11 protein-coding genes are annotated in these 16,796 nt (G+C 47.9%); 8 read left to right on the plus strand and 3 right to left on the minus strand.

Annotation, left to right across the window (positions count from 1 at the left end; translation table 11 throughout):
* The first annotated feature begins 33 nt into the window (after positions 1–33).
* The 8 genes from H8S80_RS05260 (at position 34) to H8S80_RS05295 (ending at position 8,361) form a co-directional block, all read left to right on the plus strand.
* Positions 34–1,449, plus strand: coding sequence for an MBOAT family O-acyltransferase (locus H8S80_RS05260; protein WP_117630448.1), 1,416 nt, complete (start codon positions 34–36; stop codon positions 1,447–1,449).
* Between the two features lie 27 nt (positions 1,450–1,476).
* Complete coding sequence (locus H8S80_RS05265) at positions 1,477–2,313, plus strand: GDSL-type esterase/lipase family protein (RefSeq protein ID WP_117630449.1); 837 nt, start codon at positions 1,477–1,479, stop codon at positions 2,311–2,313.
* 316 nt (positions 2,314–2,629) lie between these two features.
* Positions 2,630–3,340 (plus strand): GntR family transcriptional regulator, encoded by a 711-nt coding sequence (locus tag H8S80_RS05270; RefSeq protein ID WP_117630450.1) that lies wholly within the window; start codon positions 2,630–2,632, stop codon positions 3,338–3,340.
* Between the two features lie 17 nt (positions 3,341–3,357).
* Complete coding sequence (locus tag H8S80_RS05275) at positions 3,358–4,272, plus strand: carbohydrate ABC transporter permease (RefSeq protein WP_117630451.1); 915 nt, start codon at positions 3,358–3,360, stop codon at positions 4,270–4,272.
* A 51-nt stretch (positions 4,273–4,323) separates the two neighbouring features.
* Complete coding sequence (locus H8S80_RS05280) at positions 4,324–5,655, plus strand: extracellular solute-binding protein (protein ID WP_243010323.1); 1,332 nt, start codon at positions 4,324–4,326, stop codon at positions 5,653–5,655.
* A 43-nt stretch (positions 5,656–5,698) separates the two neighbouring features.
* Positions 5,699–6,574 carry a carbohydrate ABC transporter permease gene (locus tag H8S80_RS05285; protein ID WP_002599880.1) on the plus strand — a complete coding sequence of 292 codons (876 nt, stop codon included), beginning with the start codon at positions 5,699–5,701 and terminating at the stop codon, positions 6,572–6,574.
* A 1-nt stretch (position 6,575) separates the two neighbouring features.
* Positions 6,576–7,601: a ComEC/Rec2 family competence protein gene (locus H8S80_RS05290; RefSeq protein ID WP_117630452.1), complete on the plus strand. Its 1,026-nt coding sequence runs from the start codon at positions 6,576–6,578 to the stop codon at positions 7,599–7,601.
* Positions 7,582–8,361 (plus strand): inositol monophosphatase family protein, encoded by a 780-nt coding sequence (locus H8S80_RS05295; protein WP_117630453.1) that lies wholly within the window; start codon positions 7,582–7,584, stop codon positions 8,359–8,361. The genes H8S80_RS05290 and H8S80_RS05295 overlap by 20 nt, the downstream gene beginning before the upstream one ends.
* A gap of 274 nt (positions 8,362–8,635) precedes the next feature.
* Here H8S80_RS05295 and H8S80_RS05300 read toward each other — a convergent pair whose 3' ends face one another.
* The 3 genes from H8S80_RS05300 to H8S80_RS05310 form a co-directional block, all read right to left on the minus strand.
* Entirely contained in the window at positions 8,636–11,344 is a 2,709-nt protein-coding gene (locus H8S80_RS05300; RefSeq protein WP_243007820.1) for a PAS domain-containing hybrid sensor histidine kinase/response regulator, read from the minus strand.
* A gap of 186 nt (positions 11,345–11,530) precedes the next feature.
* Complete coding sequence (locus H8S80_RS05305) at positions 11,531–15,082, minus strand: bifunctional diguanylate cyclase/phosphodiesterase (RefSeq protein ID WP_117630454.1); 3,552 nt, start codon at positions 15,080–15,082, stop codon at positions 11,531–11,533.
* A 216-nt stretch (positions 15,083–15,298) separates the two neighbouring features.
* On the minus strand, positions 15,299–16,741 hold the full coding sequence (locus tag H8S80_RS05310) for a GntR family transcriptional regulator (RefSeq protein ID WP_025531844.1): 1,443 nt from the start codon (positions 16,739–16,741) through the stop codon (positions 15,299–15,301).
* Positions 16,742–16,796 lie beyond the last annotated feature (55 nt).

Genomic DNA, 16,796 nt, shown 5'->3' on the forward strand with positions numbered 1-16,796 from the left:
AAGAAGCAGGAATTTACAAATGAGAGGGAAAACATGGTATTCAGCAGTTTAGAATTTATATTTCGGTTTCTTCCGCTATTTTTGATGATCTATTACATAATCCCATGCAGCTGGAAGAATTTTTGGCTTTTTGCGGGAAGCCTTGGTTTTTATTTTTATGGGGTCAGGGATACCCCTTTTTATTTTGTTCTCCTGGTCCTTTCTATTCTGGTCAACTACAGAATCGGGATTTTGATAGGACGGCGGAGGCTGGGGAGGATGCGAAAGAGGTGGCTGGTCTGCGGTATAATCTATAACCTTTCCTGGCTGATCCTTTTCAAATATTCCGCATTCATCGCCCAAAACGTAAATCTGCTTCTGGGAAGAGCGGGGATTCCATTGCATTTGCCGGTTTTTGCGCCGGTACTCCCGGTGGGAATCAGTTTCTATACTTTTCAGGCAGTTTCATATCTGGCGGATATATATCGAAAAACGGTTCCCTATGAGCGGTCTATGGTTGGCTTCGGCATGTATATCAGCATGTTCCCACAGCTGATCGCAGGTCCGATTGTGACGTATTCCTCTATGCGGGCACAGATTGGCAGAAGGAAGGTTACCTTCCGCGCCATTGAGGAGGGGCTGAGGGAGTTCACCATTGGTTTGGGCTTTAAGGTGCTCCTGGCAAATCGGGTCGGCGGCTTATGGACTGAAGTGCAGACGATTGGTTATGAGAGCATTTCCACCCCGTTGGCCTGGCTCGGTCTTGCAGCCTTCAGCCTGCAGATTTATTTCGATTTTTGCGGGTATTCACTCATGGCAAAGGGACTGGGTACTATGATGGGGTTTAAGCTTCCGAATAACTTCAATCATCCATACATGTCTCTGTCCATGACGGAATTCTGGCGAAGGTGGCATATAACTCTTGGCAGCTGGTTTCGGGAGTACGTATACATTCCCCTGGGAGGGAACCGGAGAGGGGCCCTTTTGACCTTTCGAAATCTGCTGGCAGTCTGGCTTTTAACCGGATTCTGGCACGGAGCCAGCTGGAACTTTATAATATGGGGGCTTCTGCTGTTCCTGATCATGTCCATCGAGCGAATTGGACTGCATCGGGTGCTGGAACGGCGGCGGGTAATCGGACATCTCTATATGATGCTTACGATTCCTTTGACCTGGCTTGTATTTGCCGTTACGGACATCAGACAGATCCTGCTGTATTTTCAGAGACTGTTCCCCTTTTTAATGAAACAGAGCCTTTTCTATTTCAGCGGGGATTATCTGAAGTATGGAAAACTTTACGCGGTCTCCATTGCGGCTGGGCTTGTGTTTATGACGGATATCCCCTGTCGAATTTATAATCGGCATAAATACTCCCTGGTTACGGCAGTTGTGCTTCTGGCCGTATTCTGGGCTTGTGTGTATTGTATACGTATTGGAATGGACGATCCGTTTTTATATTTCAGATTTTAGAATTATGATTGAAGGCGGAGGTGTGGGATGAGAAGATATTGGTACAGTATTCTTTTGACAGGCAGTATGATTGTCATGGCAGCCACGAAACTGTCAATGGATATACCGAAAAACGAACCGATAGACCGGGAGACGGCGGCAATACTTGCGGACAACCGTATGGTGGAGGCACAGAGCACAGAAATGACGGGGGCTATGACGGTGGAAGCGGAAGAGACGGAAAAGATGGAAGCAATGAACGCAGAGGAGAGTACACCATCATCTCCGGAGACAGAAGAAAGGGCTGTAAGTGAGAGTGATATTAATGAAGATTTTTCCAGTGTGTTGTTTATAGGAGATTCACGGACTGTGGGGCTTTCCGAGTATGGTGATTTAGGGCAGGCGGATGTATTTGCGAATTCCGGTATGTCGGTATTTGATCTCTTTGAGGCTCGGGTATCCGTGAAAGGCGGCGAGAAAAAGACGCTGGAGGAAGTGTTCGCGTCGGAAAACTATCGGACGATTTATCTCATGCTGGGTATCAACGAGCTTGGATATGAAGATAAGGCGATTGTCAATCAATACCGCTCTGTCGTGGAGAGAATCCGCGAAGAACAGCCTGCGGCAGCCCTGGTGCTTGAGGCCAATTTACACGTAACAGGGGAAAAAGCCGCCAAAAGCAATATTTTTAATAACCAGAGAATTGATGCCCTAAATAAAGCTATTAAAAATATAGCGGAAGATACCGGCTGTCGTTATATCGATGTCAACAGCCTCTTTGACGATGAGAACGGAAATTTGTCTGTGGCTTACTCCACTGATGGCGCACATATTCTGGGGAAATATTACTCGGTATGGGTGGAGTGGATTCGCAGCGGCGGATGAACTGCGTAATATTCTGCAGTTCCCTGGCGATGCTCCTGGTCTTTAAAAAGTAAGTTTATCCTTGATACAATTCCATATAAAATACTTCCGGCCAGTGATAAGCTGATGATAAAGATCAGAATATCACTGGCTGTCTTTGATTAGTTCCTCTCGCCTGATTATACTCGATTTTGCTTACTTTGGCAGTACATGCCCGGTTTTACTAACAGTTTACGTAAAGATGATTACAGATTTTACTTCCTCTCTCTATAATTAAAAACATAAAAGATGTCTGACAACTATTGCGAGACATAAAACGAAAACAGGAGAGTACAGGATGCAGTACCGTTATGAACAGATAGCAGGAATTCTGGAAAACAAGATAAGAAACGGAGAATGGCAGATCGGCCAGAAGATACCAGGGGAGTTAGCGCTTGCAGGAGAGTTCCATGTGGGGCGATCCACCATAAGGGAAACCTTGAATATTCTGCAGCAAAAGGGAATGGTGGACAAGCGTCACGGTTCAGGAACTTATGTAAAAGAGAACAAGCAGAAGATGGAGAATCCAATAATGTTTTTAAGCTCCATCGGGCAGATGATTGAAAATGCGGGATATGAAGCGGGAAGTATATTCTACAGCGTCACCCATGAAACGCCGGATCTGGTGGTTTCGGATCGGCTGGGGCTGACACAGCAGGATCGGATCGTTGTGATGAACCGAGAGAGAACGGCCAATGGGGTGCCGGTTGTATTTTCCTATAATATATTTCCGGAGAAGCTGGTGGGTGATATCTTCGATGAGGGGTTAAAGGGCAGTATCTTTCAGTTGTTGAGAGATAAATGCGGTGTCACAATTGCCGGTGCGGATACCTTCATTAAAGGAGTTAATCCCAATAACACATGGGACGAGCTGGCGCTTGTGTATCTAAAAGAGCCGGTAGTGCTTCTTGAACAGCTGCATGTAAATGATGAAGGAATCCCTGTCCTGTTTTCCTATGATTATATCAGAACAGATATCATGAATCTTCATCTCAGAAGAAAGATGTAGAAAGAGAGGTATTCAACATGGAAATGACAGAGCGTACGCTGCCGGTAAGAACAAAAGCAGCAGCTGAACGGGATATAAGCCGGGTGAACAGAGGGCTTATGAGAAAAAAATGCATATTTTTATGGAAGGGAATCGGTTTGACCGTCTTACTGTTTGTCACACTGTTTCCGATCTATTGGCTGATAATCATGGCAATCCGTCCGACGGCGGAAACCAGTGCGGGAGCGGGACTATTTCCTCAACAGCTTACCATTTCCCATTTTACAGAACTGTTTACTCAGAAGTCATTTGGTACTGCCCTTCAAAACAGCCTGATCAATGCGGGCACTGCGCTTGTGCTGTCTCTGGCGCTGGGGCTTACCACAGCCTACGTATTGTCGCGTAAACGCTTCCGGTTTCGTCTGAGGCTGCCTGTAACCGGGTGGGTGCTGCTGATCAGAGTGCTGCCGCCGGTAGCATTTGTCATTCCGCTGTATACCCTGTTTACCAGGATGGGGGTGATGGGTACGAGACTTCCGATAATCTTGGCGTGCATGCTGGTTAATATCCCTCTGGTTATCTGGTTTATGGTGTCCTTCTTCGAGGAATTGCCGGAGGAAGTGGAAGAGAGCGGTAAGATCGACGGTGCAACAGAGTGGCAGCTTTTCACCAGACTTGTACTGCCTCTGGTTTTGCCGGGGATTGCGGCGATTGCCATGCTTTCCTTTCTGTATGCATGGAATGAATATACATACAGCGTGATTCTGACACGCTCCCCATCCAATTATACGATTCCTTTGGCCCTGGCGGTGCTGAATACAGAAGATAATGTTACAAACTTTGGATTGGTGGCAGCAGGGGGCGTAAGCTCGTTTATACCGGTGGCAGTCTTTGTGATCTTTGCACAGAATTACCTCATAAGCGGATTATCAAGTGGGGCTGTGAAAGAATAGAGTAAAGAAAAGTGAGCATGAAAGGAAATGAAGAAAATGGAGATGAAAAAGATGAAGATGAAAATGAAAAAGATGAAAATGAAAAATTTGAAACTTCTGGCTGCGGGCCTCGCGATGACGGCCTCGCTGACCGCGTGTGGAAGCAGCGCCCGGGAGACTGTGCAGTCAGCAGACAGCAGCACGGAGACACAGACGAACAGCGCCATGCAGACTGAGAACAGCCAGGCGCAGGAGGCGGCTCCGGGAGAAACAGCAGAGATGACGCTTATATTAAGAGGCGGTTCCTATGCAGAGGTCATTAAAAAGGCTCTCCCGGATTTCGAGGCGGATCATAACTGTAAGATTGAGGTCCTGGAAATGTCATTTGACGACTTACATACGGGAATCGCACTGGATGCGGTCAATGAAACGGGAACTTACGATTTATGTATGGTAGATGGAAGCTGGATGGCAGAATTTACGGAAAACAATGTACTGGCTAATTTATCAGAGATGGGATACCAGTTTGATGATGATATTATTCCCAACACTACCAGAATCTGTATGGTAGGAGATGATATCTACCTGGCGCCGTATTTTGGCAATGTGACGGTTATGCTTTACAATAAGGCAAATGTGGAGGCGGCAGGCTACAAGCCGGAGGAAATTACTACTTTAGAGGACATGCTTGCTGTAGCGAAAGCGTCGAAGGAATCCGGTATTAATGGTTTTGCCTACAGAGGAGATACCGGAGATAATATTGTATCTGATTTTCTGCCGATCCTGCTGGCATACGGCGGCTGGGTAGTCGATGATAACAATAAGCCATCGGTAAATACAGCAGAATTTTCAGAAGCTGTGAATTACTATACAGAACTGATTAAAACCGGCGCCGCAATGTCCAAGGATGATGTGACAGCAGCCGTAGATAATGGTTCCGCAGCACTTGCGATCGGCTGGCCTGGCTGGTACGTGCCAAGCGCGGACAGTGCGGCCAATTACATGGTCAGCCCTGCAAAGGCATCGAAGGATGGCCAGGTATACAATACCTCGGAGTATGGCACATGGACAATCGGGATTCCGGCAAACAGCCCCCATCCGGATCTTGCATATGAACTGCTTCAGTACATCATGGATCCTCAGGTACAGCTGGAGAGTATTGCAAACGGAGGGGTACCATGCAGATACAGCTGCCTCACCAATGAAGAGATACTGAATGAATACCCACACCTGGAAACCGTATGCAAAGCGCTGGAGAGTGGAGTCTATCGCCCGGCCATCGCTGAGTGGACAGAATTTACGAACATTCTGGGCGCTGAAATAGGAAGCATTATGGCAGGCGTCAAGACGACGGAACAGGGGCTGGCGGATGCACAGGCACAGCTGGAGCTGTTAATGCAGTAAACCGTACAAAATTAGAATTATGGAAAGGCATGGTAATACATATATGGTCAGACGGGAATTTGGAAAGAGGGAAAAAGGAATCTTCGTCAGTCAGATGACGGCGCCAACGATTGTTTTCCTGCTGGTTATGACGGTATATCCGGTACTATTTACAATATATTACAGCTTTACAGATTATAACTATTTAAAGGGGACGCACCCGTTTTCCGGCCTTGCCAATTATACCGCACTGTTTCAGAACATGTATTTCCGGCAGGCAGTGTCAAATACGGTGAAATTTACAGTGATTGCGGTGGTACTGGAGGTGGTGCTGGGACTTCTGACGGCTCTCTTTGTCAAAAGTCTAAAGCGGGGGCAGAAGGTGGTCAGAACCCTTCTTCTGCTTCCCTACCTGCTTCCGGCCGTCACCGTCGCGCTGATCTGGCGTATGATGCTGTCGCCGAATTATGGAATTATAACCGATGTATTTACCGCACTTGGACTTCCGGTATATAACTGGTTTTATGATGGAAAGACTGCTTTTGGTACGCTGTTGGTGATTGATGTCTGGCAGAATGTTCCATTTGCCTTTCTGCTGATCTATGCCCATTTACAGGGCGTGCCGGAAAGCCAGTATCAGGCGGCCAGTATCGATGGAGCGGGAGCATTGCAGCGCTTTCGCCATATTACGCTTCCCAACATTGGCGGTGGGATTGCGCTGTGTGCCATGCTTCGTACGATTGATACGTTCCGGCTGTTTGAAAAGGTAAATATTCTGACGGGCGGAGGCCCGGCTAACACGACCACTACTATTACACAGTTCATGTATACATACGGTATAAAAAGCCTGAAATTCGGTTTAGCCAGTGCCTGTGCCATAGTTATGACCGTATTTGTGTTGATTATGAGCAGTATTTATATGAAAAAGGCGATGAAATAAAATGGAAGAATGGACAGCGCAAGTCACTTTTATGAATGTGGGAAATGGGGATGCAATTCTGATCGAAGCGCCGGATCCGGAGCGCCGCGACGGCCTGTTTGTAATGGTCATTGACGGTGGAAGCGGAGAGCAGGCAGAGTATGCGGATCGGTCAACAGGCAGGTTAAGAGCAGTCGATTATATGGAGAAAAGAGGCATTAAGCATATCGACGTAATGGTATGTACGCATATTCATGAAGACCATACATGCGGTCTGCTTCCGATTGCTTTAAAATGGTGTCCTGAATTTCTGTGGCAGCCTTTTCCCGCTGAGTTATCAGAAATCATGAAGCTTCTCAATGACGGGACTGGAGAGGAATCCGGCCGTAAGCTAATTGCTGCTCTGAACGGCTACGCCGCTTTATGCCGTTATGTGAAAGCGCAGGGAGGCCGTGTTATTCAGGCGAAACCAGGTTATCCGGACAGCAGCACCATGTTCCCGGCAAATGGAATCCGGATTCATATTCTTGGGCCGGCAGAAGAGGCTCTGGACCGGCAGACGGCGCGGCTAAAAGCCTTATACCAGGAAGGAAGACGGGATCTGCTGCCGGCTCTTGACAGATGCATGAACAGCTCCAGTATGATTCTGCATATTGCCTGCGGCGAAAAAACATTTTTGCTGGCTGGCGATGCGGAGGCCTCTGACTACGAAGCATGCAGGGGGGATATAAAGGCAGACGTATTTAAGGTGGGGCATCATGGTCAGGCCAATAGCCTGACTCCGGAAATACTGCATGCGGTATCGCCCCAGTATGCCGTGATCTGCGCTTCCAGTGACAGGCGCTATGAGAGTGCGGCTCCGCCAGTTTTAGAGCAGCTTTACAAATCCGGCATACCGGTTTATTACAGCGATTGTCCGACGGTGGCCCCATTTGCGGATAAAATAGAACCGCACACAGCAGCAGTATTTCGGGTAATGCGGGCTGGAAGGCTGTATGCAGCATATAATCAGGAAAGGTGTATTACGGATGGAACTGGCAAAAGTTAATATTGAGGAACTGGAAGCACTTCTTCGGCAGGCGGGGGAACTGTTTCAGGATAGGGAAGCCGCTGGCTGTGTGAAGATAAAAGGAGAGGCGGATTACGTAACCGAGGTAGATTACAGGGTGCAGCAGTTTATACGCGGGCGTTTGGAAGCGGATTATCCCCAGGTTCAATTTTTGAGTGAGGAAAAGACGAATCAGGAGATAGACAAATCCGGCCTTGTGTGGATCCTCGATCCTGTGGATGGAACCACCAATTTGATTCATGACTGCCATGCCAGCTGCATTTCACTGGCACTGATGGAGCGCAGTGAGGTAGTGCTTGGCTTTGTATACAATCCATACAGTGAGGAGCTGTTTATGGCACAGAAGGGCCGGGGCTGCCGGCTCAATGGAAAGAGTACAGCGGTAAGCCGCGCGGCGCGTATGGAGGATAGTCTGATCGCCATAGGGACTTCCCCGTATTACAAAGAGACCGCGGATAAGAACTTTGATATATTCAAGCGCCTGTTTATGGATTGTCAGGATATCCGAAGAAGCGGATCCGCGGCCATGGACCTTGCGTATGTTGCGTGCGGACGATTAGACGGTTATTTTGAACGGAACTTAAAAATATGGGACGTTGCGGCAGGGATGCTTCTGGTGCGGGAAGCCGGCGGAAGTGTTTTAGCTTTTAACGGGGCCCAGGCGGGCAATGATATGGTAAGCGATATTGCAGCAGGCAATTCCGTTATAGCCGGGCTTTTGACGGAAGAGTACTTGTAGAGAGGTATTGGCGGTTCGGAAAAATATTATTTCTGATGATGATTCCTCTTGCGGCAGAATGAAAACCGGGATGTTCGTATTGGCAGGATCGTATTACTCTTAGATGAAGTAAAAGTCTTTCTGGTACAGAGGCATAGATATCTGTTTTGTAAAGAATTCTGGTGAAAGATGTGGTGGGCAGAACTGGCGATTTTCGCCATATCTGTCCACCAGTTGTTATGTGTCCTATTATGTGGCCGGGTTATGCGGTCTGTTAAATGGTCCACTATTCCGTCTAACCAATCCACCGCCGCAGAATTTCCATAAGAATTTCGATATCGATGGGCTTGGCAATATGGTCGTTCATTCCCGCGCTGTGAGCCTTTCCGATGTCGGAGGCGAATGCATTGGCCGTCAGGGCAAGAATTGGAATGGTGCGGGCATCCTCCCGTTCCAGTGACCGGATCATTTTCGTTGCCTTGTATCCATCCATCACTGGCATTTGTATATCCATCAGAATACCGGCATACTCTCCGGGAGCGGAGGCTTCAAATTTGTTGACTGCGATGGAACCATTTTCCGCCGTATCGATCAGGAGGCCGTGTGTTTCCAGCAGTTCGACTGCGATTTCACGATTGAGTTCATTATCCTCTGCCAGCAGGAGCTTCTTACCGTCCAAGGCGGCATCTGACCTCTCACGCAGGGCGCTCCGGGCGTCGGAACGGTCAATTCTGCAAAATTTATGGAAGGTATGTACCATTTTTGATTTAAACAGCGGCTTTGTGATGAAGGCATCTGCGCCCGCCAGACGGAATTTATCCTCGATTTCAGAGAAGTCATAGGCGGATACGATGATAATCGGCATGTCGATGCCAACCTTTTTTCGTATTCGTTTTAAGGTCTCCAGACCGTCGATATCGGGCATGATCCAGTCCAGGATTACAGCAAAGAAATCCGCCGCCGCTTCATGAGCCGCGGCGACACGGTCGACGGCTTCCCTTCCGGACAGCACCCAGCTGCACTGCATACCCAGATCGTTCAGAATTTCGGAAACACTTTCGCACAGGATCTGATCATCATCCACGACCAAAACCGGCAGCCCGGCCAGTTCTGCATCATCTGTCTCTGGCTCTCCGCATAAATCAAAGGTAACGGCAACGATAAACTGGCTGCCTTTCCCCGGAGTACTTTTTACCTCAATGGTGCCATTCATCATGCGGACGATGTTCTGGGTAATTGCCATGCCGAGGCCGGTGCCCTGGATATTGTGAATGCTGGCGTCGTCCGCCCGGGTGAAGGGCTCAAAGAGATGCGGGATAAAGTCTTCATTCATACCGATTCCCGAGTCGGTTACGACGAAGGAATACTGTCCCTTTCCCTTTGCAAAAGAGGGCGTTTCCTGGATTCGCAGTCCGATGGTTCCGCCTTCCGGCGTATATTTGATGGCATTGGACAGAAGATTGACAAGCACCTGCTGCAGGCGGCCGCCGTCTGTCACCACCTTTTCATGGCGGACACGATTGGCATTTACCTGAAGCGTCTGATGTTTTTCCCCGACCAGGGGACGGAATACATCCATCACATCTTCAATCAATTTTGGCAGCGAGACTTCCTCCGATGACAGATCGATCTTCCCGCTTTCAATTTTAGACATATCCAGCACCTCATTGATCAGATTCAGAAGATGGCGGCTGGCTGTGTTGATTTTTGTAAGGCAATCCTGTGTCTTTTCCGGAGAGTATAAGTTTGCCTGGGCGATGACGGACATGCCTATGATGGCATTCATCGGCGTACGGATATCATGAGACATGGAGGAGAGGAAGTTAGTCTTGGCCTCGTTGGCAATCTGGGCTGTCTTGCAGGCATCCTCCAGCACCTGTCTCTGCCGCGCCTGCTCCATGCGTTCCCTGGTCACATCGAGTCCCACACTGTAGTAGGACGGGATGCCATCCCAGCTGTCCTCGGCACTGACAAAGCTGAAGGACAGCGCCAATATCTTAAGAACCCCATGAAAGGTGACGATACGTCCTTCTGCCGCCGTGGGCCTGCCGGTGAACCGTGACTGCTCCATGATATCGGAGATCTGTTCAATATCCTCCGGATGTACATAGGTACATTGGGAATGCAGCTCCTGTTCAAATTCTGTCTTCGTATAGCCGATCAGGTCGAGGAACCCGCCGCCATACCAGAGGATTGTCCTCCTGTCTCTGGCGTCTACCCGCGCAAATCCGCCGTGAACACTGTTAATCAGCGCGTCCCGCTCCTGATCCTTCTTTGCCAGCTTGTATTCCGCGCTGAAGGTGTCATGGGAGAGCTCGAGGCGTGCCCGGCGTCCCTCCCAGTTAATTTCCAGATTTCTGATCATAAATGTCCGGCCTAAAGTGGGATTATAGAATTCCCATTGATAGAATTCTTCCCTGCATAGTTTGTCGTTGGTACAGAAGGGACAGGGGGAGGTCCGGCCCTGAATGATCTCATAGCACTTTTGGCCCAACACTTTTGAGGCCGGCATGCCAAGCACCTCGCAGGAGGTCTGGTTCAGATAAAGAAGCTCATAGGTGTCGATATCACTGACATAAGCATTGCCTTCGTAGGTATCCAGCACCGATCGAAAGCAGTGCTGCTTCTGTTCACACAACCGGGCCTGTTCTTCTTTTTCGGCAGCCAGAGCACTGATATCGGCTAATTCCATTTGGAGTACCGGTCCCTCTGCCGCCGGATCAGCGATTACTGACCCCAGAAGGCGCACCCAGGAATAACCATCTGTCTGCCGGGGCAGCCGGATGGTCATATCGATATCAGATCTTCCGGCTTTCACTGCCTGCTCCGCCTCACGACGGATCGCTGCAAAATCATCAGGAAACTGAATATAGTATTCCTGCAGGCTCGGGAAGAGACTCAAAAATTCTTCCATTGTATAACCTGTAAGGCGGAAAAAGCTGGAGTTTCCCCATAAGAATGTGAGAGGGTCATCCATCAAACAGCAAATAACGCTGACTTTCATGAAATCCATTCCTTCTGGACATTTCCCTGCTGGATATTTCCTTTCTGGACATGTTCCGCCTGCCGTCTGCGGCAAACAGGAATTGCTTTGTTTCTTTCTTTCGTTGAAATCCATACTGTTTACACCTGTCCTAAAATTTCATTATTCTTTGCTCACATACATAATAATATAGAAGTACATTTTTTGTTACCGCTTAAATTGTTCCGGCGGAACAGGTTTTCCGATGAGATATCCCTGGATATAATCACAGCCAATATCCTTAAAGAAACGGTATTGTTCTTCCGTCTCGACTCCCTCCGCACAGCATTCGATGCCCAGCTCATGGCACATTTCCACGATATGTTTGACTAAAATCTCACATTTGCCGGCTGTTCCGTACCGCTGTACGATACTTTTGTCTATTTTCAGGAGATCAAAGTCCGTCATCATTAAAAATTCATAGGAGGAGTATTCGACACCGAAATCATCAAGAACGATGCCGAATCCGTGGCTCTTCAGCTGATCGAGGAGCAGGGCCATCTGCTTTTTGTTGAGCGTCTCCTGCGTCTCTGTAATTTCGATCTCCAGCTGTTCCGGTTTGATCTCGTAACGCTGAAAGATATCCCGGAATTTATCGAAAAAGTGATTGTCAAACAGGGTAATCCTTGAGAAATTGATCGCCAGCCTGATGTCTGAGAACGCCGTTCCTTTCCAGCTGGTCAGAAGCCTGCATACCTCTTCCAGGACAAAGAAATCAATATTTGATATCAGCCCCTCGCTCTCAAGCATGGGGATAAACTGATAGGGTGGCATGATGGAACCATCCGTTTCTCTGTAACGCACCAATACTTCGGCGCTGTCGATCCGTCCTGACTTTAAGTTAATCTTAGGCTGAATATAAATCAGGTACTCTTTATTCAGAATTGCGTTTGTCAAATCCAGCAGCATAGGCATTTTTTCGGGCGCAATCGTCAGGAATTTCCTGTAATACTCCTGTTTTCGCAGATACATCAGCCGGTCTGCCTTATGTAACGATTCGTATAAGTCGGTATAGATATCATTCCAGGTGGTGCCGATTGAGATGATACAGAAGCCATTATCTGATAAGGATTCTTCCAGCCGGTTCATCTGCATCATAAATGCTTCATAGGTCAGTCCCTCGGATACAATCAGAAATTCATCCCCGCTGAGCCGGAATTTCCGGGCATTGGGAAAATTCTGTTTCATCTGATCGGATACCCGGGTGATCAGCATGTCTCCATACAGATGGCCTTTTGTATCATTGAGCCGCTTGAGGCCATTGATATCCATGTATAGGACTCCTGTGGGAGCCGGCATACGTTTTGAGAAGTCACCGCAGTATTCCATGAAACTGTTACGGTTTTCGAGCCCCGTCATGGAATCCTGATAAATCATGAACTCCATGCTTTTCTTCAGCGCATTTTTAGCGAGTTCGCTCTCGAGAAAATAGGATAGCCCTCTCAGATAATGGAAATTCTTTTTATTCTGTTTGGGGTCATCCACACCCAGGAATCCGCAGAAGCCTCCCTGTCCGGACAGCGGGATCGCCATAAGGCTGTTGATCCCCTGCTTTTTCAGAATGTCGTATTCCAAATGGCGGTCTTTTCCCAGTTCTTCAACATTATCGATTTTGATATAGCCTCTGACTGCAAACTGTTCCATCCAGAAGGACATCGTTTCAAGCGGAAGATCCTGAAGGATGTCTTTCTGCGGGGCTACGCCTTCCGCGCAGATTTCATAGGTATTGTTTGCGGTATTGTGTTTTACATCTACCTCAATTAAGTACACACGGTCAGACTGGTAATAATTCTGAACGATACGCAGAACGTATTCTATGGCATCCTCCTGATATACGGAGGAGGTCAGCCATTGGAGGCAGTCTGCCAGGTTTTTTTCAGTCAAAATGGCGGAGGTGTTCCCTTCCGGAGCAGTTATTGCGTCGGAATCTGTGCGCAGGGATAAGAGGTACGCGTCATTACCAAGCCATTTCATGGCAGACGCGTGTAAGACTGCCTGCGTGCCGCATTCAGGGAGCTTCAGTAATCCCGATCCTCCATTTAGAAGCGGGCAGAAATCACAGATGTTGTCTTTCCCAAAGATTGCCTGATAGCAGGATTCTCCCAGCTGTACGTTGGGCTTTAATTTCTTGGCTTTTTGACTTAAGTACAGTAACTCAAAGGAATCCTGATCGATGACGTAAATGCAGGAATCGTCCGAATCGAGAATCGTATGCAGCTGATGCTCCATATCGCTGTACCAGTCCATCGCCCTTCGTTTCTGCAGAAAAACAGTCATCATCTGAGCGATCAGCGACAGAATATCCACTTCCTCCTCCGTCCAGAGGCGCAGGCCTGTACATTCGTCAAAACCAATGAAGCCTGCAAGCGCTTCCCCTTTCCAGAAGGCGCACTGCAGTGTGGAACAGATCCCCTGTTCTTCCAATAACTCTCTCTGTGCCGGGTGCAGCGCCGTGATATCACGGCAGTAGAAGATCGACTGATCCTCGAATAAGGTGTGGTAATCCCCAAACTGGCTGTAACTTAAATTCTGCAGAAGATCGATCTGCGGAGAAATGCCGTCATGGCACCATTCGTAAGTATTGGAGGTGTATTTGCCGTCTTCGGTGGATTCAAATATGTAAGCCCTGCTCACATCAAATTTTTTGCCGACGATTTCCAGTATCAGATTAATCGCCTGGTCTGGATTTTCCATGCGGTAAAGAATCTTAAAAATATCAGTCAGAAAGTCCCCGAGTCCCTGAGCCGTTCTCGTTTCGGAATCAATGCGTGCGCCGATGGAAGAGTCTCCTGGCTTTCCCTGCTGATAGTTCTGCTTATCGTTATATATGACATATTTATTTTTTCCGTTGGTCTTAGCGTGGTACAGGGCCTGATCGGCATGCCTGTACAGTGTTTTAAAATCACGTCCGCCTTCCGGATAGACAGCCACACCGATGCTGCAGGATATCTGAACCGAGTATTTTTCATGTTCAAACATGTGGCGGAACAGGTCTGCCAGGCGTTCTGCCTTCTTTTCGGCGGCCTCTCCGGAGGGGATGTTTTTCATAAAAACAATAAATTCGTCGCCGCCAATCCGGCCCACGATATCGGTTGCGCGCATCAGAGATTTCATGGCGCAGGCCGCTTCTGTCAGGACCACATCCCCTACCATATGCCCCTTTGTATCGTTTATCAGTTTGAAGTTATCCATGTCAACCATAAACAGGGCGCTGGGAAGCTCCGGCTTACTGTCCAGAAACTGTTTTATCCGCTTTTCGGTTTCTTTGCGGTTGTATAACCCGGTCAGAGAATCCTGCTGTGCCTGAGAACGCAGCCTGTCCATCGCCTGCATTTCATCATCTATGTTGAAGATAATCCCGATGGCGCTGGAAGACTTTCCCGTATCATCAAATTGTGTGAGGACAAGCAGACGGTACCAGCGGGCTGCCCCGTCTTTTCCAGGAATACGAAATTCTGCCGTAGCATATATTTTTCCCTGCGCGATCCCCGCCTGCAGGGATTGAAATACCGATAGATCCTCTTCGTAAATACACGACGACAGACGGTTCTTAAAACAATGTTCCATATCCTCTGCCGTGTACCCTGACAACTGAACAAAACCGTCGTTCATCTCTTCGATGGAAAGATATTCGTCAACTCTGCATTTCAGTATCCCTACCTGGAGGTTATCTGACATCATTTGAAACTTTAAATTGGCCTGGTTTGTTATTTTAATCATGTTTTCCTTTCCAAACGTCTGAAAAGACTTCTTTGCTCATATACAGAATAATTGTGCTCAGGATAAGTATAACAAAGGAAATTGTAAAGATCAACCGTAAATGAAGACAGAAGAGGCAAGGTATGATATGAAAAAAAGGAGAGCATGTCAGGGATATTGAAACGGCTTTGCCGCCCCTGACACGCTCTTCTTTTTTCTAAGGTCCGGTGGTTTCTGTTACAGGTCTGGAATAAGAAGTCCTTCTGCCTCGACAATCCCCAGCTGAACCAGTTTGGTAATTGTAAGATGAAACTCATGAACCATGAGTTCCTCCAGTTTCCTGGAAAAGCGGATGGAATCCGTTTCTTTCAGCGATTGCAGTAAGGCTTTATAATACGAAATATAAGAATCCGTTGGAGCGTCGTCTTCTTTCCACATACTGCGAAGACCATACCCCCAGAACAGCTGCTTCAGGAGTTCCCCGTAGATCGTGCGGATCGCTTCATAGGGAGCAAACTTCCGCAGCAGATCCAGGCAGTCATAAGAGACCAGCTGATACATCTGACGCGTCTCCATGGTGGTCAGGAACTCGGTGCCTGCCTGTATTCCGGCGGCATCCAGTGACGATATCGTAATCTCGGAAACCGCTTTGCAGGACAGTGTCAGGATTTGCAGACTCTGCGCCATATCCAGGAGGCGTTTGCGGACTACCGGGTTGGTAAAATCACAGTTACCGGCCGTCTCGTGAAACGGAAGAACCCTGGTTCCAATCCGCTTGATTGACTTTACCGCGCCAACACCGTTTAACAAAGAGAGAGTACGGCGCGCTGTGCTCACGGAAACTTTTCTCTCTCTGGACAGCTTGTTCAAGGACGGCAGCAGTGTATCGACCGGATAGCGGCCGAGGCTGATGTCAATCAGTAAGTCCATGGCAAGAGAGTAGCATATCTGTGATGCTTTTTTATAGGAATTCCATGTAAAAGGGATCTCCTCCTGTGACTGCAGCGTGATCCGTTCCTTATAAAACCGGCATAAGGACACGGAAAGGAAATCCTGTGCCTGGCATATTAATTTCTGAAGAGAATCCCAGTCCTGCTTAAGACAAAGGTCCAAGGACTGCGGAGCAAATTCCTGGACAGCGAAATCACACCATGGATTGTCGGGTACACATAAATAAGGGGCTTCAAAAAACATATAGACCTGCCAGAGCAGCCGGGTAAGGAGGTCGTTGCCCAGAGAATCGTATGCCTGCATCATATGATTAAATGCGATAAAAGGCTGCAGGCCATGATCCTTCCTGAGTTCCAGCATGTTGTTGTAGATTTCCGAAGGGGCATTCTTTAAGCCAATCCACTGGGCATTGGTGAAGAGCGGGCGCAGAGATCTGCTTAAATCGATGAGCGCGCTCTTTCTAAGGGAAAAGAAAAGCTGGACATTCTGTTCTATTTCCTGTTCGCTGTAATTTTTTATTACCGTAGACCCTACATTTTGAGAAAGGGTTATATATCCCTCCCGTTCCAGCTGGAGATAAGCACTGCGTATAGTATCGAGTGATACAAGGAAGTTTTCAGTGTTGTTTTCCATCGTAGGGAGCACATCGCCAAAACGATAGGCGCCAAATTGAATATGGGTCTTCAGAACATCATAGACGACATGACACCTTTCCATATCATTTTTCACGTATTCACCTCATTTTTACTATTTAGGATATTGTAACCAGTATAACATGACTGCG

The organism is Hungatella sp. L36 (assembly GCF_014288035.1).

Bases quoted from the DNA above. Each gene is read 5' to 3' on its own strand.
- H8S80_RS05260 (WP_117630448.1), top strand. From the start codon at position 34: ATGGTATTCAGCAGTTTAGAATTTATATTTCGGTTTCTTCCGCTATTT.
- H8S80_RS05265 (WP_117630449.1), top strand. From the start codon at position 1,477: ATGAGAAGATATTGGTACAGTATTCTTTTGACAGGCAGTATGATTGTC.
- H8S80_RS05270 (WP_117630450.1), top strand. From the start codon at position 2,630: ATGCAGTACCGTTATGAACAGATAGCAGGAATTCTGGAAAACAAGATA.
- H8S80_RS05275 (WP_117630451.1), top strand. From the start codon at position 3,358: ATGGAAATGACAGAGCGTACGCTGCCGGTAAGAACAAAAGCAGCAGCT.
- H8S80_RS05280 (WP_243010323.1), top strand. From the start codon at position 4,324: ATGAAGATGAAAATGAAAAAGATGAAAATGAAAAATTTGAAACTTCTG.
- H8S80_RS05285 (WP_002599880.1), top strand. From the start codon at position 5,699: ATGGTCAGACGGGAATTTGGAAAGAGGGAAAAAGGAATCTTCGTCAGT.
- H8S80_RS05290 (WP_117630452.1), top strand. From the start codon at position 6,576: ATGGAAGAATGGACAGCGCAAGTCACTTTTATGAATGTGGGAAATGGG.
- H8S80_RS05295 (WP_117630453.1), top strand. From the start codon at position 7,582: ATGGAACTGGCAAAAGTTAATATTGAGGAACTGGAAGCACTTCTTCGG.
- H8S80_RS05300 (WP_243007820.1), bottom strand. From the start codon at position 11,344: ATGAAAGTCAGCGTTATTTGCTGTTTGATGGATGACCCTCTCACATTC.
- H8S80_RS05305 (WP_117630454.1), bottom strand. From the start codon at position 15,082: ATGATTAAAATAACAAACCAGGCCAATTTAAAGTTTCAAATGATGTCA.